The 17,515-nt window shown below is 64.5% G+C and carries 19 protein-coding genes and 1 other RNA gene; 3 read left to right on the plus strand and 17 right to left on the minus strand.

Features of this window, described 5'->3' with window-relative positions:
- Positions 1 to 34 precede the first annotated feature (34 nt).
- Together J2R80_RS00865 and J2R80_RS00870 are read right to left on the minus strand one after the other, a co-directional pair.
- On the minus strand, positions 35 to 682 hold the full coding sequence (locus tag J2R80_RS00865; protein WP_076827738.1) for a dihydrofolate reductase family protein: 648 nt from the start codon (positions 680 to 682) through the stop codon (positions 35 to 37).
- Between the two features lie 90 nt (positions 683 to 772).
- Positions 773 to 1,432 (minus strand): TetR/AcrR family transcriptional regulator, encoded by a 660-nt coding sequence (locus J2R80_RS00870; RefSeq protein ID WP_141342872.1) that lies wholly within the window; start codon positions 1,430 to 1,432, stop codon positions 773 to 775.
- A gap of 93 nt (positions 1,433 to 1,525) precedes the next feature.
- Between J2R80_RS00870 and J2R80_RS00875 the strand changes: the two genes are divergently transcribed.
- Positions 1,526 to 2,170, plus strand: coding sequence for a glutathione binding-like protein (locus J2R80_RS00875; protein WP_253637900.1), 645 nt, complete (start codon positions 1,526 to 1,528; stop codon positions 2,168 to 2,170).
- 278 nt (positions 2,171 to 2,448) lie between these two features.
- Here the strand turns inward: J2R80_RS00875 and J2R80_RS00880 are convergent, their stop codons facing one another.
- The 10 genes from J2R80_RS00880 to J2R80_RS00925 all read right to left on the minus strand — a co-directional run bounded on the left by J2R80_RS00880 (position 2,449) and on the right by J2R80_RS00925 (position 10,797).
- Positions 2,449 to 3,612 (minus strand): IS4 family transposase, encoded by a 1,164-nt coding sequence (locus J2R80_RS00880; protein ID WP_057015126.1) that lies wholly within the window; start codon positions 3,610 to 3,612, stop codon positions 2,449 to 2,451.
- Between the two features lie 79 nt (positions 3,613 to 3,691).
- The gene (locus J2R80_RS00885; protein ID WP_143270701.1) at positions 3,692 to 4,123 is read right to left on the minus strand and encodes a hypothetical protein; all 432 of its coding nucleotides are present in this window, start codon (positions 4,121 to 4,123) and stop codon (positions 3,692 to 3,694) included.
- 208 nt (positions 4,124 to 4,331) lie between these two features.
- Entirely contained in the window at positions 4,332 to 4,799 is a 468-nt protein-coding gene (locus tag J2R80_RS00890; protein ID WP_076825036.1) for a nuclear transport factor 2 family protein, read from the minus strand.
- 181 nt (positions 4,800 to 4,980) lie between these two features.
- Positions 4,981 to 5,430: a tol-pal system-associated acyl-CoA thioesterase gene (gene ybgC / locus J2R80_RS00895; RefSeq protein WP_076825034.1), complete on the minus strand. Its 450-nt coding sequence runs from the start codon at positions 5,428 to 5,430 to the stop codon at positions 4,981 to 4,983.
- A gap of 100 nt (positions 5,431 to 5,530) precedes the next feature.
- Positions 5,531 to 6,148, minus strand: coding sequence for a hypothetical protein (locus tag J2R80_RS00900; protein WP_076825032.1), 618 nt, complete (start codon positions 6,146 to 6,148; stop codon positions 5,531 to 5,533).
- 189 nt (positions 6,149 to 6,337) lie between these two features.
- On the minus strand, positions 6,338 to 7,255 hold the full coding sequence (locus J2R80_RS00905) for a metallophosphoesterase (RefSeq protein WP_141341961.1): 918 nt from the start codon (positions 7,253 to 7,255) through the stop codon (positions 6,338 to 6,340).
- 238 nt (positions 7,256 to 7,493) lie between these two features.
- Entirely contained in the window at positions 7,494 to 8,543 is a 1,050-nt protein-coding gene (gene ruvB, locus J2R80_RS00910; protein ID WP_057016206.1) for a Holliday junction branch migration DNA helicase RuvB, read from the minus strand.
- Between the two features lie 193 nt (positions 8,544 to 8,736).
- Positions 8,737 to 9,354: a Holliday junction branch migration protein RuvA gene (ruvA, locus tag J2R80_RS00915; protein WP_038386561.1), complete on the minus strand. Its 618-nt coding sequence runs from the start codon at positions 9,352 to 9,354 to the stop codon at positions 8,737 to 8,739.
- Entirely contained in the window at positions 9,351 to 9,878 is a 528-nt protein-coding gene (gene ruvC / locus J2R80_RS00920) for a crossover junction endodeoxyribonuclease RuvC (RefSeq protein ID WP_076825026.1), read from the minus strand. The genes ruvA and ruvC overlap by 4 nt, the downstream gene beginning before the upstream one ends.
- A gap of 172 nt (positions 9,879 to 10,050) precedes the next feature.
- On the minus strand, positions 10,051 to 10,797 hold the full coding sequence (locus J2R80_RS00925) for a YebC/PmpR family DNA-binding transcriptional regulator (RefSeq protein WP_028332817.1): 747 nt from the start codon (positions 10,795 to 10,797) through the stop codon (positions 10,051 to 10,053).
- 212 nt (positions 10,798 to 11,009) lie between these two features.
- On the opposite strand from J2R80_RS00925, the gene J2R80_RS00930 reads away from it, so the two are divergent.
- Both J2R80_RS00930 and J2R80_RS00935 read left to right on the plus strand, forming a co-directional pair.
- Complete coding sequence (locus J2R80_RS00930) at positions 11,010 to 12,776, plus strand: methyl-accepting chemotaxis protein (protein ID WP_253588158.1); 1,767 nt, start codon at positions 11,010 to 11,012, stop codon at positions 12,774 to 12,776.
- Between the two features lie 197 nt (positions 12,777 to 12,973).
- Positions 12,974 to 14,398 carry a methyl-accepting chemotaxis protein gene (locus tag J2R80_RS00935; RefSeq protein WP_076825022.1) on the plus strand — a complete coding sequence of 475 codons (1,425 nt, stop codon included), beginning with the start codon at positions 12,974 to 12,976 and terminating at the stop codon, positions 14,396 to 14,398.
- A 97-nt stretch (positions 14,399 to 14,495) separates the two neighbouring features.
- Here J2R80_RS00935 and J2R80_RS00940 read toward each other — a convergent pair whose 3' ends face one another.
- The 5 genes from J2R80_RS00940 to J2R80_RS00960 form a co-directional block, all read right to left on the minus strand.
- On the minus strand, positions 14,496 to 15,320 hold the full coding sequence (locus J2R80_RS00940; protein WP_076825021.1) for a TIGR00282 family metallophosphoesterase: 825 nt from the start codon (positions 15,318 to 15,320) through the stop codon (positions 14,496 to 14,498).
- 2 nt (positions 15,321 to 15,322) lie between these two features.
- Positions 15,323 to 15,901, minus strand: coding sequence for a 5-formyltetrahydrofolate cyclo-ligase (locus J2R80_RS00945; RefSeq protein WP_057016202.1), 579 nt, complete (start codon positions 15,899 to 15,901; stop codon positions 15,323 to 15,325).
- 171 nt (positions 15,902 to 16,072) lie between these two features.
- A non-coding RNA gene (ssrS, locus tag J2R80_RS00950) (6S RNA) lies at positions 16,073 to 16,233 on the minus strand.
- A gap of 265 nt (positions 16,234 to 16,498) precedes the next feature.
- Positions 16,499 to 16,882, minus strand: a complete 384-nt coding sequence (locus tag J2R80_RS00955; RefSeq protein ID WP_028332812.1) for a cell division protein ZapA — start codon at positions 16,880 to 16,882, stop codon at positions 16,499 to 16,501.
- Positions 16,879 to 17,199, minus strand: a complete 321-nt coding sequence (locus tag J2R80_RS00960; protein ID WP_018269681.1) for a DUF4164 domain-containing protein — start codon at positions 17,197 to 17,199, stop codon at positions 16,879 to 16,881. Before J2R80_RS00960 ends, J2R80_RS00955 begins: the two co-directional genes overlap by 4 nt.
- Positions 17,200 to 17,515: the final 316 nt, after the last annotated feature.

The following is a 17,515-nucleotide window of genomic DNA, read 5'->3' on the forward strand; positions in this document are numbered from 1 at the left end:
TTGAGGTGACGCTGCTGACGCAGGCGTGAGCGGTTTAGGATTTGCGCGCGAAGGTGACGTGGGTCGCGTGCGAGCTCGCGACATGCGCGACGACGGCGTAGCCGAGGGCAGGCAGATCGAGGCCCGCGAACAAACTCTCGCCGGCGCCGAGCACGACCGGCGGCAGCACCAGTTGCAGCTCGTCGAGCAGACGCGCCTGCAGGAATTGCCGCACCACCGAGACGCCGCCGCCGACGCGGATGTCCTTGTCACCGGCAACCGCGCGCGCCCGCTCCAGCGCCGCGAGCATGCCGTCGGTCACGAAGTGAAACGTCGTGCCGCCTTCCATCTCGATGTCGGGCCGCGCGTGATGGGTCAGCACGAACACCGGCGTGTGGTACGGCGGATTGTCGCCCCACCAGCCTTTCCAGGCATGATCCGGCCACGGCCCGCGGATCGGGCCGAACATGTTGCGGCCCAGGATCCAGGCGCCGATCCCCTCCATCGACTTGCGCGCGATCTCGTCGTCGAGGCCGGTGGTGCCGCCGTCCTGGCCGAATGTCTGGCGGAACGTCCGTGTCTGGAGGAACCAGCCGGGCAACACCATGCCGCCTTCGCCGAATGGATTTTCGAGACTCTGACGCGGCGCCGCGCCGAATCCGTCGATCGATACCGAGAATGCTGAAGTCCTGACTTTTCCCATGATGTTCCGCTTCCGTGAGTGGGGGGACCTTACGGAAGACGGGCGGGAAAGCCAGCGCCCGACATTTGCCTGGCGAGAAAATTTGGACGGCTATTTCGCGCCGCACAGCACGTCGATGGCGCCCTTCACGATCGCCTCGAGCTCCTTGCGCGGCACCCGGGCGCGGGCGCGGATCGCGATGGTGTGGATGGTGGCGGACGCCAGATGCGCCAGCGACGCCGGATCGGTCTCCTCAGGCAGTTCCCCGCGTTCCCTGGCATGGCGGAAGCAGATGCCGAACGCCTTGTCGAGCTCGGTCAGGCCCTCGACCACCATGGTGCGGATGCCCGGATCCGACACCGCCTCGGACGCCGCCGTCATCACCGTGAAGCAACCGCGCGGGCCGGACTCGCCGGACAGATAGATGTCGAGCGCGATGCGATAGATGCGCTCGAGCCGCTCGCGTAGCGGCGCGTCGGCGCGGAAGATATCGACCATCGCGGCGCGCGCATCATCGCGATAGCGCTGGTAGCTCTTGATGTAGAGCTCGCGCTTGTCACCGAACGCGCCATAGAGGCTCGGCCGGTTCATGCCGGTCGCAGCGCTCAGATCATCGAGCGAGGTCGCGGCAAAGCCGTCGCGTCGGAACAGATCGAGCGCCTTGCCGAGTGCGACATCGGGCTCATAGGCGCGCGGCCGCCCGCGGCGCTTCGGCGCGATCGGCCCCGCGATTTTGGCAGCAGTTGGCGGCCTTTTACTTTTTTGTACCATTTCGCATTTAATTTCTTGACGCGACCAATATTATCCAAGACAGTACAAAAATCAACAACGGCCGGACCCCCGCGCCAGACCCTGGAGGCACCCATGGACCTTTATTTCTCGCCCCTCGCCTGCTCGATGGCGACCCGCGTCGCGCTCTATGAAGCGGGCCAGCCGGCCAACTATCTCGAGGTCGATCAGAAGACCAAGGCGGTGCGCAACGACGGCTCCGACTTCAACAAGGTTAACCCGCTCGGCCTGGTGCCGACGCTGCGCACCGACGACGGCGTCGTGCTGACCGAGAACGCCGCGATCCTGCAATATGTCGCCGACCAGTTTCCGCGCGCCGGCATCGGCACGGCGTCGAATGCCGAGCGTTCAAAGCTGCATCAGTGGCTGTGCTTCATCGGCACCGAGCTGCACAAGGGCCTGTTCCTGCCGCTGCTCGACAAGAAGGCGCCGCCGGAGGCCAAGACCTATGCCGTGGAGAAATACGTCTCGCGGCTCGACTATCTCGAGGAGCACCTGAAGGGCCGCGACTATCTGCTCGATCATTTCAGCGTCGCCGACGCCTATCTCGTCACCGTGATCAACTGGACCATGGCAACGCCACCGATCGAGCTCGCGAAATGGCCGGCGCTGAAGGCCTATTACGAGCGCCTGCGCGCCCGTCCCTCGGTCGCGAAGGCGATCGCGGAGGAGTTCGAACTCTACAAGGCCGAGATCGCGCGGCATAAGGCGGCGGCGTAAGGCTTCTTACGACGGAGGCACAGTCTTCTCTCCCTCTCCCCGTTCTTACGGGGAGAGGGTTGGGGTGAGGGGCCGCTTCCGCGAGTTGCGAATGCGGTGAGACCTGTACCCCCTCACCCGGATCGCATCTTGCGATGCGATCCGACCTCTCCCCGCAAGCGGGGCGAGGTGAAGGGGTGCCGCGGTCAGCATCCTCGGCAAATTGAAAGCTTGCGCTTATCGAGCTCCCCGGCTGCAGGCTTCCCCTTCCCGCCGGGAGCAGGGGTGTCCGGGGAAATTCAGGCATAGCGGAGCTCCATCTGGTCAGGTGAGATGGTTGATTTCCGACGGCTGGGGTTGATGGGCGGAGGTTTGTCGATGGCAGCGAGGGATCGACGCGTGAGCAGGAGCTGGCCGACGAGTTCGGCGAACCTGAGCGGGAGCATTTTGATGCAGTTGGTGTGAGCGGCGATGCGCAGCAGCAGGTAGGCAATCATCGCAGCGAGCACCTGAAGGCGGATCGCGTTGTCGTTGGCGCCGAGGAACTTGCGAATATCGAGATGCTGCTTGATCCAGCGGAACAGCAGCTCGATTTGCCATCGGCTCTTGTAGAGGGCGGCGATCTCGACGGCGCTACGGGCAAGGTCGTTGGTCAGGAGTGTGATCTTGCCGCCTTTCTCGCGTCTGATCTTGATGCGGCGGAGCGGGATTGGAAGGCGCGAATCGCCCTTGCTGGTGAGCTTCACCTCGTCATCGGCAAGGATTTCGAAGCCATCCCCGTTACGCTTGCGGATGGCGCGATGCCTGAGCGAGCGAAGACGGATGCTCGTCTTCGCCCGGGTAACGAAGAAAGCCTTGCTATCATTGATCTTCTGCCACCAGTCGAAACGGCAATAGCCCTTGTCAAACACATAGGTGGTGGCGGGCTGGATTGGGGTCTGTCGGCCGATCTCGATGTCATTGACGTTCGCGGCCGTCATCTCGACGCAGGTCGGGACATCGCTCCTTGGGTCGTAGACGACATGCAGCTTCATGCCGCGGATGCGGCCGTTCCACGTCGCCCAACTGCAGACCTTGCCGAGCGGGATCGGACTGGCGTCGATCAGACGCACCATCTCCATGCCTTCACTCCGCAGCTGGCGACGCGCCATCGCCGACAGCGCCGCAAAGGTTTGCGCGAAAATGCCGATCGGACGGCGGGCATTGGCATCGGACAACGTCGAGCGCGACAGCTTGCCGGTTCCCAAGTGATAGTGATGCTGCGAATTGGCGTTGAAGCCAGTCACCACCCCGCGCAGACTGCTGTTGCCGCTAAGCTGGGCATAGATCAGCGCCACCAGATGATCCCAGCTCCTGAACGACTTGTCGTAGGCATCCCCGTCCAGACGATCCACAACCGTCTGAAACTGCCGTCGATTGATCGGTTCAAGCAGCCTTCCAAAAATGCTACCGCGATATCGCATGCTCGGCCCTCTGTGTCTCGACAACCAGAAAAGACCGATTTGCCTCGGTCCTGCCGAGCATGCACCGCGACACAGTGAATCATTCCCCGGACACCCCTGCGCCGGGAGGGGACGGCATCTCTAGAAACACCGGCATGAAGTATTTCCATTCATCGTAGTATTCGGCCGGCAAGGAATATGGCTGGCATAGCGTGATCGCTTGCAGCGCGCTCTTGCGATAGGCTTGGGAGTAGTCTGACACGGCCGGACTGTTCTGCGACGACACCGACGGTTGCTCCGCCAGCGAGCCCTCGCGCGTCAGCCTGATCTCGAGAACCAACTTTATGTTCGCTGCCTCGTCCCCAACGGGGGCAGGTTTACGCCAACACTTGGTGACCTGAGAGCGAAACAGCGGCCCCCATTTTGCGGAATGGTCTGCGCTGCTCTGCGCAGCCGCGGGCTGGGCAAGGATGAGAGCAGTCGCGAGCAAGAGGCCTGCCAGCACTACGGCTGTAGAACGTTCAATTGGCATGTAATGGATCCGGCGGACGCGGTGAGGTTGCAATCGCCGACCAGCATAAATCAGCCCTCTTCGAGACGCGCAAACGTTTTCGATGAGTCACCACAACGACCCGTAGCCCCGGATGGAGCGCAGCGCGATCCGGGATCGACCGCACAACAGGAGAGATCGTCCCGGATTTTGCTTCGCTCCATCCGGCTACAAGGCTACGGAGAGCCGATCAGAACGGCTCGTGCCCCAGGCCCGGCACGTCGGCCGGACGCGGGCCCGGGGCGGGCCAATGGAAGCGGCGGTCCTTCTCCGAGATCGCGATGTCGTTGATCGAGGCCTCGCGGCGGCGCATCAGGCCGTGCTCGTCGAACTCCCACTGCTCGTTGCCGTAGGAGCGAAACCAGTTGCCGCCGGCATCGTGCCATTCGTACTGGAAGCGGACCGCGATGCGGTTGCCGTCGAACGCCCAGAGATCCTTGATCAGGCGATACTCCTGCTCCTTTTCCCATTTGCGGGTCAGGAAGGCCACGATCGCTTCGCGGCCCTGAAACACCTCGGAGCGGTTACGCCAGCGGCTGTCCTCGGTATAGGCGCCGGCAACCCGAACCGGGTCGCGCGAATTCCAGGCGTCCTCCGCCATGCGCGCTTTCTGCGCGGCGGTCTCGCGGGTGAAGGGTGGCAGCGGCGGGCGTGACATTGGCGATCCCTCGTTGTTTACAGCGCAATCTAGCGCTGCGTCCCAAAGAGTCGATGGGGCGTTTCCTATCGCCCGATAGTTGGAGCCTATTCCGTTCCGATTGTATCGGAACGGGGCTCCGGATTCGTGTTTTGACGCGTTTTCTTCACGCGAACCGGTACCCACTTCGCTCGAAAACGCTCTAAGCCAGATCGGCCTTCATCAGCGCGCGAATAGCCTTCGGGATCGGCTGCGCGCGGCCGCCGCTGATGAAGGCGACGCGGACCTCGGCCTTCACAAGCACGTCATCGCCGCGCCGGACTTCCTGAGCGAGCATGATGGAGGCGCCCTTCACCGCGATCGGCCAAGTCACGACGTCGAGCACGTCGTCCATCCGCGCCGGCTTGAGGAAGTCGAGCGTCATCGAGCGCACGACAAAGGTGAAGCCGCCGGTCACCTCCTGCGCTTCATCGAACAGCGCCTGCTGCTCGGCGCCCATCAGGCGGAGATGATTGGTGCGGCCGCGCTCCATGAAGCGCAGGTAATTGGCGTGATAGACGATGCCGGAAAAATCGGTGTCTTCGTAATAGACGCGGACCTGCATATGGTGGCGGCCCTCGCGGATCTGGCCGTCGAGAATGGGTGAGGTCATTTGCAGCCCCCGATTGCGCAACACTTTGGTTCGTATTGCGCAAAATCGCCGGCCGACGCAAGCACGGTCGGGAAATCTTGGGATCGGCTGGCGATCTGGATCAGGCGACCTTCTGGAATACCTTGTTTCTGACGACCTCTTGGTACCGATGATCTGTTCTGACCAGGTCGTCAACGATCATCTTGACTTGAAAAGCGTCGATCTGCTCATCGGTATATTGATCGCCGATTGCCGGAATTTTCGTCGGATCGAGTGACGATCCCCTCAGACGCCATTCATAGTCGTCGAAATCCATGTAACCGCCAACCTTGAGCAGTTTGTCGCACAAGAAGTAGTTCAAAGCGTCGACTGCGACCGTGTGCGCGCCGTCGAGAAAGCAATAATCATAGATCGGAGCGCCCTCATACTGCCTGATCAGCTTCATGAGAGACCAGTTGTAGGAATCGTTGAACTTCTGGGTGTTGCCGAAATATGAGATCTTGTTGGGGTAGGCGCTGAGCTTTGTCTCCGCGCGCTGGACCGCATCGTTGAAATCGAAAAGATGCAGCTCACACTCGGGAAACAGCTGGCAGACGTTTCTTGCGGTATCCGCCATGTAGATTCCAAATTCGGCGTAACGGAACGGCTGCTCCCGGCCGAAAACGGTTTTCATGAACTCGTAGGTGCCTGTCGTCCCCTGAACGCCGACGACGAGCTTCTTGGGATACCAATCCTGCATTTTGCGCAATCCCTCCCGCTACCTTAGGGTGAAGGGTACCGCCCACAGAAATATGCGGCAACTTACCATCCTTCATCGCGGCCATGTCGAAAGGCGCCACTCCGGAACCGGAACGGATACAGCAGTTACTTTCGACGGAACCGCCGTCGGCCCGCATCCGATGCGCAGCTCTCGCCCACGCAAGCGCGCTCAGGACACCACTGGCCCCTTTGCGCCGAGCGTGACCTGCACGATCTCGGGCGGCACGCCGAGGCGGAACGGCATGATGCTGCAGCCGAGGCCGCCGGAGACGACGACGTCGCATTTCAGCTTGATATGGCCATACGCGAGCCGCATGCCGTGCTTCACCGGTACAGCCGGCGACCAGCCGAGCAGCCGGACCTGTCCGCCATGGGTGTGGCCGGACAGCTGCAACGCGACGCGCGAGGGCACCCGGAGCGCGACGTCGGGCTCATGCGCGAGCAGGATCACCGGCGCGTCGTCTGTGACCTTGGCAAGCGTCGCGTTGAGATCGTCGACGCCGATGCGCGTGACCTGGCGATAGGGCCGCGCCGCCATGAAGGCGAGCTGGTCGCCGAGACCGGCGAGCCAGAACGGACGGCCGTCCTTGGCGAGCCGCACCGCGTCGTTCTCGTAGACCGGAATCCCCGCCCCTTCCAGCGCGCGGCGCGAGAGCGGGATGCCGCGCCCCAGGCGCTGTACCGCCTTGTCTTCCCAGTAGTCGTGGTTGCCGAGCACGGCGTGTACGCCGAGCGGCGCCTTCAGGCCCTTCAGCACCGCGGCCCAGTCGGAGGCCGGAATGAAGCGGGTGACGTGGCGCAGCCCGGCGACATAGTCGCCGAGCAGCACGATGATGTCGGGGTTCAGACCGTTCGTCCGCTCGACGATCTCAGCGATGCGATCGAGCGACATCCAGGGATCGCAGGCGTGGATGTCGGCGAGCGCGGCGATCTTGAGCGGAAAATCCGCCGGCCATTGCCGCGGCGACAGATCGTAGCGCGTGAGCGCGAGGCGGACGACCGGCTCGCTCAAGCCATAGGCCGCGGTCGAAGCGGTGGCGGCGGTCAATCCGCCGAACCCGCGCAGAAAATGACGACGTGAAATCATGGACGTGTGATCGGTGATGCCTGGCGCTTGTCGAAAACACTCTGGGCTATCATAGGCCCTTTGATTGGAGCGAAATTGGGCCGTGCTTGTGCAGACAGCCTGCAGAGATGCCGCAATGGTTAGCAGGCAAGGTTACCGGCGGCGCGACGCGCCGCATCAACACGTCTCTTCACGTCTTCGAGAGCGGAGGGCTTTTGTTCGAGCATGAAAACCGCTTCGCCCTCTTCCGGATCATGCGTCAGTCCTCGTCGCCATTGCTGCCGAACAGGCCGAACTGCGAGGGATCGCGGTTCGGCTCGGCGAGGCCGAGATGGCGGAAGGCGTGCGAGGTCAGAAGCCGGCCACGCGGAGTACGCTGCAGATAGCCGCACTGGATCAGATAGGGCTCGATGATGTCCTCGATCGCATCGCGCGGCTCCGACAACGCCGCCGCCATGGTCTCGACGCCGACCGGCCCGCCGCCATAGTTCAAGGCAATGGTGGTGAGATAGCGCCGGTCCATCGCGTCTAACCCGGCGCTGTCCACCTCGAGCGCGCTCAACGCCCGGTCGGCGATGCCGCGGTCGACGGAATCGGCGTCCGCCGCGGAGGCAAAGTCGCGCACCCGGCGCAGCAGGCGGCCGGCGATGCGCGGCGTGCCGCGGGCGCGGCGCGCGATCTCGTTGGCGCCATCAGGACTCATGCCGATATTGAGCACGCGGGCACCGCGGGTGACGATCTTCTCGAGCTCTTCCTCGGTGTAGAAATTGAGCCGGATCGGAATGCCGAAGCGGTCGCGCAACGGATTGGTGAGCAGGCCTGCGCGCGTCGTCGCGCCGACCAGCGTGAACTTCGACAATTCGATCTTGACCGAGCGCGCCGCCGGACCCTCGCCGATGATCAGGTCGAGCTGGAAATCCTCCATCGCGGGATAGAGCACTTCCTCGACCGCCGGGCTGAGGCGATGGATCTCGTCGATGAACAGCACGTCGCGTTCTTCGAGATTGGTCAGCAGCGCCGCGAGATCGCCGGCCTTCGCAATGACAGGGCCGGAGGTGGCACGAAAGCCGACGCCGAGCTCACGCGCGACGATCTGCGCCAGCGTGGTCTTGCCGAGGCCGGGGGGACCGACGAACAGCACGTGATCGAGCGCCTCGCCGCGTTTCTTCGCAGCCTCGATGAAGATCGAGAGATTCTTGCGTGCCTGGGCCTGACCGACGAACTCCGTCAGCGACTGCGGCCGCAGCGCGGTGTCACCGACATCGTCGGAGCGGCGTTCAGGCGAGACCATGCGCGAGGGCGTATTCATGATGCGAGACTAACACGAGATTGTTCTCCCTCTCCCCGCTCTTGCGGGGAGAGGGTTGGGGTGAGGGGCTGCTTCCGCGAGCGCAATGTGTGTCGAGACCTGTACCCCCTCACCCGGATCGCATCGGCGATGCGATCCGACCTCTCCCCGCAAGCGGGGCGAGGTGAAGAACAGAGGCGCTCCAATCCACTGATCACTTCGACAGTTCCTTCAACCCCAGCCGGATCAGCTGCGCGGTCTCGGCCTTCTCACCGGCGCTGCGCGAGGCGGCGGCGATGGCGGCGGCGGCCTGCGGCTGGCCGTAGCCGAGATTGACCAGCGCCGAGATCGCGTCGGTGACAGGACGCGGCGCGCGGTTGTTGTCGATCGCGCCAGACAGTTGCACCACCGCGGGATCGACATCCGCAAAGCCCGGCGCCTTGTCCTTCAATTCGCTGACGATGCGCTCGGCGACCTTCGGCCCGACTCCCGGCGTCCGCGCCACCGCCGCCTTGTCGCGCAGCGCGATGGCGTTGGCGAGATCGGTCGGCGGCAGCGTGCCGAGCACCGCGAGCGCGACCTTGGCGCCGACCCCCTGCACGGTCTGCAGCAAGCGAAACCATTCGCGCTCGTGATCACTGCGGAAGCCGAACAGTTTGATCTGGTCCTCGCGGACATAGGTCTCGATCGAGAGCACGGCGGCGCCGCCCGGCGACGGCAGCGCCTGCAGCGTGCGGCTCGCACAATGCACCTGGTAGCCGACGCCGCCGACGTCGAGGATCACGTAATCCTCGCCATAGGAATCGATCAGGCCCTTCAGCTTGCCGATCATAGGCTCGCCACCCTGAGCCGCAGCGCGGTGCTCTGGCGGTGATGGGCGTGGGTGATCGCGACCGCGAGCGCGTCCGCGGCGTCGGCGGACGGCGGCTCGGCTTTCGGCAGCAGGATTTTCAGCATCACCTGGATCTGGTTCTTCTCGGCATGTCCGGCGCCGACCACGGTCTTCTTGACCTGGTTCGGCGCGTATTCGGCGACCGAGATACCGAACATTGCGGGCGCCAGCATGGCGACGCCGCGCGCCTGGCCGAGCTTCAGGGTGGCAACGCCGTCCTTGTTGACGAAGGTCTGCTCGACCGCCGCCTCCACAGGCTTGTAATCGCCGAGCACGGCGGCCAGCCCCTCATGGATTGCAAGCAGCCGGCTCGCCAGCGGCAGATCGTCCGGCGGCTCGACCGAACCGCAGGCGATATAGACGAGACGATTGCCTTCGGTCTCGATCACCCCCCAGCCGGTGCGGCGGAGACCCGGATCGATACCGATGATGCGGACGGGAGAGCGAATCGGCTGGGATGTCATGGGCTAGTGATACCGCCTGCGCCGGGAGAACGAAACACAAACGGAGCCTCATACCCGGGAAAGCACAATAGCCGCAATCGTCATGCGCGGGCTTGACCCGCGCATCCATCGATCATAGAAGCCTTTGCTTTTTGATGGATTGCCGGGTCAAGCTCGGCAATGACAAAGCAAACTACCCGCCCATCTTCGCGATCAGTGCGTCGGACACCTCGAAATTGGCGAACACGTTCTGCACGTCGTCATGCTCGTTGAGCAGGTCCATCAGCTTCAGCAGCTTTTCGCCGGTCTCGTCGTCGACCGAAACGGTGTTCTGCGGCTTCCAGGTCAGCGCCGCCTTGCGCGGCTCGCCGAACTTCGCTTCCAGCGCTTTTGCGACTTCGCGGAAAGTGTCCTGCGAGGCGTAGACCTCGTGGCCGCCTTCGCTGGAGACCACGTCGTCGGCGCCGGCCTCGATCGCGGCGTCCAGCATGGCGTCGTCGGAGGCGACCTTGGCGTCGTATTCGATGATGCCGGTGCGGTCGAACATGAAGGCGACCGAGCCGGTTTCGCCGAGATTGCCGCCCGACTTGGTGAAGAAGGAGCGGATATCGGAAGCGGCGCGGTTGCGGTTGTCGGTCAGCGCCTCGACGATGACGGCGACGCCGCCGGGGCCATAACCCTCGTAGCGGATCTCGTCATAGTTCTCGCCTTCATTGCCGGCGGCCTTCTTGATGGCGCGGTCGATATTGTCCTTGGGCATGTTCTCGGCGCGGGCCGCGACCACGGCGGCGCGCAGCCGCGGATTCATCGCCGGGTCCGGGGTGCCGAGCTTGGCCGCCACGGTGATTTCGCGGGCCAGCTTGCCGAAAAGCTTCGACTTCTGGGCATCCTGCCGGCCCTTGCGGTGCATGATGTTCTTGAATTGGGAATGGCCGGCCATGCGACGTCTCTTCGGAGCTTAGGGTCTGAACAGGGATGGAAAACGCGGCCTTATAGGCCCCTCACGGTCAAAATCAAAGGATCGGCGGGGCCCTCCGGCGGAGGAATACTACCGCAAGCCGGAATATGAGGCACTTGTTAACCATGACTTCATGCCCGGGTGCGAGGATCGCCCCGTCCCGCCGCAACTTTCCACAGCCCCAAAGAGCCCACATGGCGTTCGGTTTGTTTCGAAAGCAAGTGCCGGAGCCGGGTGCGCCGGCCGTCGCGCCGCAGGTTCCAACCGCGGCCGCAGCCCCTGAGGTCTCGACCGAGACTGATTCGGCCAAGGATTCCTCCAAGGAGATCCTGGAATTGCTGGAACTCGAGCTCGGCGCGATGATCCGCCAGCTCGAACGCGCCGCGAGCTCGGTCGCCGACGGCGCCGAGGCAACGGCTGCCAAGCTCGCTACGATCCGCGCCCGCACCGATGCGCTGACCGGCCGCAGCAGCGATGCGCAAAGCACCGCGACGACGTTCTCGCAAGCCGCCGACCGTTTCACCCATTCCGCCGAGGGCATCGGGGCGCAGGTGCGCAGCGCGAGCCAGCTCGCCGACGACGCCGCGGCCGCGGCGCGCGAGGCCACCGCCAATGTCGATCGCCTGCGCGAGTCTTCGGCCGCGATCGGCAACGTCGTCAATCTGATCGCACAGATCGCGCGGCAGACCACGCTGCTCGCGCTGAACTCGACGATCGAGGCGGCGCGCGCCGGTGCCGCCGGCAAGGGCTTTGCGGTGGTCGCAACCGAGGTCAAGGCGCTGGCGGTGCAGACCCAGAGCGCGACCGGGGAGATCACCCGCAAGATCGAGGCGTTGCAGAAGGACGCCACCGGATCGGCGGACGCGGTGCATCGCATCTCCCAGGCGATCGAAAAGATCCGCCCGGTGTTCGAGAACGTCAACGGCGCGGTTGCCGAGCAGAATGAAATCACCGGCGAGATGGGCCAGAACGCCGCCTCCGCCTCGCACTTCATCGTCTCGGTCGGCACCAGCGCCGGCGAGATCGACAGTGCAACGCGCGAAGCCGCCGCGCATGGCGACAATGTCGCCAGGGCCGGCAAGGCGGTGACCGCCTTCGCCCAGAAGCTGAAAGCGCGCTGCGCGGTGCTGCTGCGCCAGGACGAGCGCGGCGATCCGCGCAAGAACGAGCGCCTGCCCTGCAGCCTCAAGATCGAGATCACGACCGCGCGCGGCCTCGTCACCGCGCCGGTCTACGAGATCGCGATGGACGGCATTCTGATCGGCGGACCCGATGCCGGGAAGCTGCCGGTGCAGGAGACCCTGAACGCGACATTGCAGGAGATCGGCGCGTGCCGGATCCGGGTCGGCGAGCGCTCCAAGGCAGGCAGCCAGGCCCGCTTCGAGGCGGCAACGGCCGAGCTGCGCGAAAAAATCGAAGACCGGATGTGGGCGATCCACGAGGAGAACGCCGAGCTCGTCACCCGCGCGATCGAAGCCGGCAGCACGCTGAGCAAGATGTTCGAGAACGGGCTGGCGAGCGGCGCGATTACAATCGCCGACATGTTCGACACCGACTATGTCGAGATCGCAGGCACCAACCCGGTGCAGTACCGCACCAAAATGCTGGACTGGGCGGAGCGCACCCTGCCGGCGTTCCAGGACGCATTCCTCGCCAGGGACAAGCGAATGGCATTCTGCGTGATGATCGACCAGAACGGCTATCTGCCGGTCCACAACAAGCTCTACTCGCAGCCGCAGCGGCCGGGCGACGTGGCATACAACACCGCCAACAGCCGCAACCGCCGCATCTTCAACGACGCCGCGGGCCTCGCCGCCGGCCGCAACCAGCGCGCCTATCTGATCCAGACCTATGCGCGCGACATGGGAGGCGGCAACACGGTGATGATGCGCGAGATCGACGTACCGATCCGCGTGCGCGGCCGGCACTGGGGCGGGTTCCGCACCGCCTACAAGCTTTGAACGCTTCGTAGCCCGGATGCAGCGAAGCGTAATCCGGGATGCATGTTTCCACGGGCAGGAGTCCCGGATTTCGCTGCGCTGCATCCGGGCTACACAGTGCGCGCTCAGGCAAGACCGGCAGCGCGAATCACGCTTTAGGGTTGGAATGGGGAATGCTGCGGCGGCCGACGAGCCGCTGTAACGGAGGAAGCGTCGACATGTCGGCCGCGCAGCTTGCAGTTCTGGATACGTCATCGGACCGAACGCTGGCCGAGCGGCTGGTGGACCAGCTCGCCGACCGCATCGGCGGCCTCGGGGTGGAACTCGCCGACATCGCCGGCAACGTCCAGGAGGTCGCGAACCGCGTCAGCAGCCAGTCCGAGCGCTTCCATCATTTGCAGACGACGGCCGAGACGATGGTCGCCGCCAATCACGACATCGCCAACGCATCGCAGGCGGTGCAAACGACCGCATCCGCCGCGGTCGGCCAGATCGCGGAGTCGCGCCATGTGGTCGAGACCGCGGTCAGCCATATCGCGGAGCTCGTCGCGGCGGTCGGACGGATCGAGGCGCGGCTCGCCGCGGTCGGCTCCGCGCTGAGCCAGGTCGCCAAGGTTTCCGGTTCGATCGAGGCAATCGCCAAGCAGACCAATCTGCTGGCGCTCAACGCCACCATCGAGGCGGCGCGCGCCGGCAATGCCGGCCGCGGCTTTGCCGTGGTCGCGAGCGAGGTCAAGAACCTTGCGGAAGCAACCCGCCAGGCGACGCATCAGATTTCCGACACCGTGCGCGATCTCGACGGCCAGATCGGCAGCCTGATCGGCGAGAGCAGCGATGCCTCGTTGCGCGCCAAGAGCGCCGGCGAAGGCGCCCAGCAGATTTCGGGCATCATCATGCGCGTGCAGGAAGGCTTCTCATCCGTCGGCGCCGAGATCGGCAGCGTGGCGCGCGCCGCGACCTCCAATCTCGGCCATTGCGACAGCGTGATCGCGGAGCTGAACGAGCTGGCGAAGGGCGTCGATCTCTCCTCGCGCGACCTCAAGCACGCCGACAGCCGCGTCGCGAAACTGCTCGAGCTCTCCGAGAGCCTGATCGTGACCATCGCCGACAGCGGCGTGCAGACCAGCGACACGCCGCTGATCCGCGTCGTGATCGACACCGCAAGGCAGATCTCGGAGCTGCTCGAGAATGCCGTGGCGCGCGGCGAGATCACGCTCGCGCAATTGATGGACGAGAATTATCGCGAGATCGCCGGCACCAATCCGAAGCAGTATCTCACCGACTACGTCGCCTTCACCGACCGCGTGTTGCCCGCGATCCAGGATCCGATCCAGAAGAGCGATCCGCGCATCGTGTTCTGCGTCGCCTGGGCGCGCAGCGGCTATCTGCCGACCCACAATCCGAACTACCGGCAGCCGCAGGGGCCGGACCCGGTGTGGAACAACGCCAATTGCCGCAACCGCCGCCTGTTCAACGATCGCGCGGTGAGCAAGGTCGCGGCCAACACAAAACCGTTCCTGTTGCAAACCTATCGCCGCGACATGGGCGGCGGCAATTTCGTGCTGATGAAGGACCTGTCATCGCCGATCGTCGTGAACGGCCGCCACTGGGGCGCATTCCGGATGGGTTTTCGGCAGTCGTAGTTCGTAGCCCGGACGCAGCGAAGCGCAATCCGGATCAATGCGACCGCGGAGAGATTCCCGGATTTCGTTTCGCTGCATCCGGGGCTACGTTTCCTCGCTAGGTCCAAAACCCCGGCACCGCAGGCTCGAGCCGCCCGCCGGCGCGCACCGGCGCGACCTTCACCGCGAGCCCGGTCGCATCGTCGGTCTCGACCGCGATGCCGCTCAGTGTTGCCACGCCGCCCGCCGGCTCGAAACGGCCGGAGGGAATGCCGGTGAGGAAGCGCTGCAGCGGCTCCTCCTTCTGCATGCCGATCACCGAGTCATAGTCGCCGGTCATGCCGGCATCGCTCATATAGGCGGTGCCGCCCGGCAGCACCTGATGATCGGCGGTCGGCACGTGGGTATGGGTACCGACCACGAGGCTGACGCGGCCGTCGCAGAAGAAGCCGACGCCCTGCTTCTCGCTGGTCGCCTCGGCATGGAAATCGAGCACGATGGCATCACAGCCCTCGCGCAGCGGGCAGGCCTCGAGCTCGCGCTCGATGGCGCTGAACGGATCGTTCGAGGACGGCTCCATGAAGACGCGGCCGATCGCGTTGAGGACCAGCGCGCGCTTGCCGCTCTTGGTATCGACCAGCGTGGCGCCGCGGCCGGGCGAATGGCGCGGAAAATTCAGCGGGCGGATCAGGCGCGGCGCGCGCTCGATGAAGACCAGCGCCTCCTTCTGATTCCAGGCGTGGTTGCCGAGCGTGATCGCATCGGCGCCGGCGTCGAGCAGCTCCTGATAGATCGCCTCGGTGATGCCGAAGCCGCCGGCGGAATTCTCGCCATTGACGACCACGAGATCGAGCGACCAGTCCCTGATCATGCCGGGAAGGTGGTCGGCGATGGCGGTGCGGCCGGTCCTGCCGACGACGTCACCAACGAAGAGAATTCGCAAGGCTAGCTACTCCGGAAATCGAACGTCTTGCGCTCCGTTAGCACAAAATCGAGCGGGACGTCGTGCGACAGCGCCGGAATCGCCTTGGTTTCCTGTGCAGCAAAGGCAAGTCCGACCCCGATCACATGCTTGGCCTTGCGCAGATGCGCGAAGGTATAGTCGTAATAACCGGCGCCGTAGCCGATGCGGTGACCGAGCTTGTCGAATGCCGCGAGCGGCACCAGCATCACGTCCGGATGCACCTCGGCGGCGGCCGGCGACGGCTCGGGAATGCCGAGCGGCCCGAGCATCAGCCGGTCCTGCGGCGACCAGCTGCGGAAGGTCAGCGACTGGCCGCGCGCATTGATGCAGGGCAGCGCGAGCCGCGCGCCCCTGTCGGCAAGCTTCTTCATCAACGGCGCCGGATCGAGCTCGCTGCGGATCGGCGCATAGCCCGAGACGATCATGCCCGGCGCGATCTCGAACGGCGCGCCGCGCTTGGCGAGCGCTTCGGCAGCCGTCGCGCGCTGCTCGTCGCTCAGCGCATCGCGCTTGGCGAGAGCAAGTGCCCGGAGCTCGGCCTTCGATGGAGATGCGTGCATGATCCATCTTCCGCTGTCGTCGTCCGCGACAACGGACGATCCATCATCCCAGAGACGCTAGCTTTCGTTAAGGCCAGGCCGCGGTGCGCTGGACGACCCGTATCGCGGGGCACAACACTGCTAGACAATTCAACCGCCGCAGCGCGACGACAAGGCAACAGCAAAAATCAGTGCGAAGCCGCAGAGGCCGTTGGAGCGCTCGATCCCGGAGTTCCCTACGAAAGTAGGTGGGCACCATATGTCCGGGTCCACGGACCCGGCCAGGGACAGTTCCCTAAAGGATCGATAAGGCCCCGGGGATATATGGCTCCTGACGCACGACGCAGCTTCGCGGGCGCTAATCTAGCCATCGTTGCCCCAATCCGCCAGCGGTAAGGAAGACGCAGCCGAGACTCATGCACTTCTCTCCACCCTCCCCTGGAGGGGGAGGGTCGGTACGCATGAAGCGTAGCGGAATGCGAACCGGGGTGGGGTGATCTCTCAACGCGGGCGCTACACGTGTGGAAAGACCGTCACCCCACCTCGCCGCTCATTTCATGAGCGTCGATCCTCCCCCTCCAGGGGAGGATAAGATCACCCGATGCCGGAAAATATAGATCACCCGATCGCGATGCCGCCGCCGATGGTGCGGTTGAGCACCTGCGTGGTGCGCTCGATCCGCTCCGCGGCGGCGTTGAGCGCGTTGGAGACCGCGGTCTGGGTCGCGCGGGCGCGGTCGATGGCGGCAACGCGCGCGTTGCGCAGCTGCTCGACCTCTTCCTCGAGGCTGCGGATGCGTGCGCTGGCGTCGACCAGTTCGTCGCAGGCGGTGAGCGCCGCCATCACCGTCAGCCGCGCATCGCCGATCTCGCCGAACTTGCCGCGCAGCGATTCCACGCGCTGCTGGAGATTTTCCGCGAGCTTTAGGAGCCGCACCTCCTGGCCCTCCTCGCAGGCCATCCGGTATTGCCGGCCATTGATGGTGACGTTGATGTGGCTCATCTGCTGTCTCCGCCGTCGAGCACGGCGCGAATGCTGCCGATTGCCGCGTCGAGTTTTTCCGCGATCTCGCGATTGGCGCGCTCGAGCTTGCGCGTCTTCACCAGCGATCCGTCGAGCTCGTCGGCAAGCCTGGAGCGATCGGCGCCGAGCGCCTGGATGCGGCTCGCCAATTCGTTCTCGTCGCGGTCAGCCTCGCGGCGCCGCTCCACCGAGCTTTCCAGCGCATCAAGCGCTGCCATCAGCCGCTTGGTCGCAGCATCGATATCGGCAAGCGGTGCCTCGGTATTGCCAGACCCGTTGGCGAGACGATCACTCATGACACGCGGCGTGGACCTTTCAAGTCGGTTGGCCTTGGTAGCCTGCGGAAGACAGGCCTGCCGCACGGCAAAACAGGCGGTTCGGCAAGCGTTTACGGGACGAAATTTACGTGGCAAGCGAGCCCAGCGCAACGGCGGCGCAGAACTATGCACCGTTGAATGAAATAGGGCGATTTCGGGCAACTTTTCCCCGTTTTGAGGCGTTCCATCGCCTTGGACTTGCGGAATTGAGGTGCTAATCCACCCCCAACCCGTAAGGCCATCCACGCGCGTATCGCGGCTGCCCGCCCGATGCGTCCAGCATCAGCTCCTCATT

The sequence above is a fragment of the Bradyrhizobium sp. USDA 4541 genome, assembly GCF_024171085.1.
GTDB classification, from domain to species: Bacteria; Pseudomonadota; Alphaproteobacteria; order Rhizobiales; family Xanthobacteraceae; genus Bradyrhizobium; species Bradyrhizobium australafricanum.

Coding starts and splice junctions, on each gene's coding strand:
- ruvA (WP_038386561.1), bottom strand. CDS start 9,354: ATGATCGGCAAGCTGAAGGGCCTGATCGATTCCTATGGCGAGGATTAC.
- J2R80_RS00960 (WP_018269681.1), bottom strand. CDS start 17,199: ATGAGTGATCGTCTCGCCAACGGGTCTGGCAATACCGAGGCACCGCTT.
- ybgC (WP_076825034.1), bottom strand. CDS start 5,430: ATGACCTCACCCATTCTCGACGGCCAGATCCGCGAGGGCCGCCACCAT.
- ruvC (WP_076825026.1), bottom strand. CDS start 9,878: ATGACATCCCAGCCGATTCGCTCTCCCGTCCGCATCATCGGTATCGAT.
- J2R80_RS00890 (WP_076825036.1), bottom strand. CDS start 4,799: ATGTCACGCCCGCCGCTGCCACCCTTCACCCGCGAGACCGCCGCGCAG.
- J2R80_RS00900 (WP_076825032.1), bottom strand. CDS start 6,148: ATGCAGGATTGGTATCCCAAGAAGCTCGTCGTCGGCGTTCAGGGGACG.
- J2R80_RS00865 (WP_076827738.1), bottom strand. CDS start 682: ATGGGAAAAGTCAGGACTTCAGCATTCTCGGTATCGATCGACGGATTC.
- J2R80_RS00880 (WP_057015126.1), bottom strand. CDS start 3,612: ATGCGATATCGCGGTAGCATTTTTGGAAGGCTGCTTGAACCGATCAAT.
- J2R80_RS00930 (WP_253588158.1), top strand. CDS start 11,010: ATGGCGTTCGGTTTGTTTCGAAAGCAAGTGCCGGAGCCGGGTGCGCCG.
- J2R80_RS00905 (WP_141341961.1), bottom strand. CDS start 7,255: ATGATTTCACGTCGTCATTTTCTGCGCGGGTTCGGCGGATTGACCGCC.
- J2R80_RS00945 (WP_057016202.1), bottom strand. CDS start 15,901: ATGCACGCATCTCCATCGAAGGCCGAGCTCCGGGCACTTGCTCTCGCC.
- J2R80_RS00870 (WP_141342872.1), bottom strand. CDS start 1,432: ATGGTACAAAAAAGTAAAAGGCCGCCAACTGCTGCCAAAATCGCGGGG.
- J2R80_RS00925 (WP_028332817.1), bottom strand. CDS start 10,797: ATGGCCGGCCATTCCCAATTCAAGAACATCATGCACCGCAAGGGCCGG.
- ruvB (WP_057016206.1), bottom strand. CDS start 8,543: ATGAATACGCCCTCGCGCATGGTCTCGCCTGAACGCCGCTCCGACGAT.
- J2R80_RS00935 (WP_076825022.1), top strand. CDS start 12,974: ATGTCGGCCGCGCAGCTTGCAGTTCTGGATACGTCATCGGACCGAACG.
- J2R80_RS00955 (WP_028332812.1), bottom strand. CDS start 16,882: ATGAGCCACATCAACGTCACCATCAATGGCCGGCAATACCGGATGGCC.
- J2R80_RS00875 (WP_253637900.1), top strand. CDS start 1,526: ATGGACCTTTATTTCTCGCCCCTCGCCTGCTCGATGGCGACCCGCGTC.
- J2R80_RS00885 (WP_143270701.1), bottom strand. CDS start 4,123: ATGCCAATTGAACGTTCTACAGCCGTAGTGCTGGCAGGCCTCTTGCTC.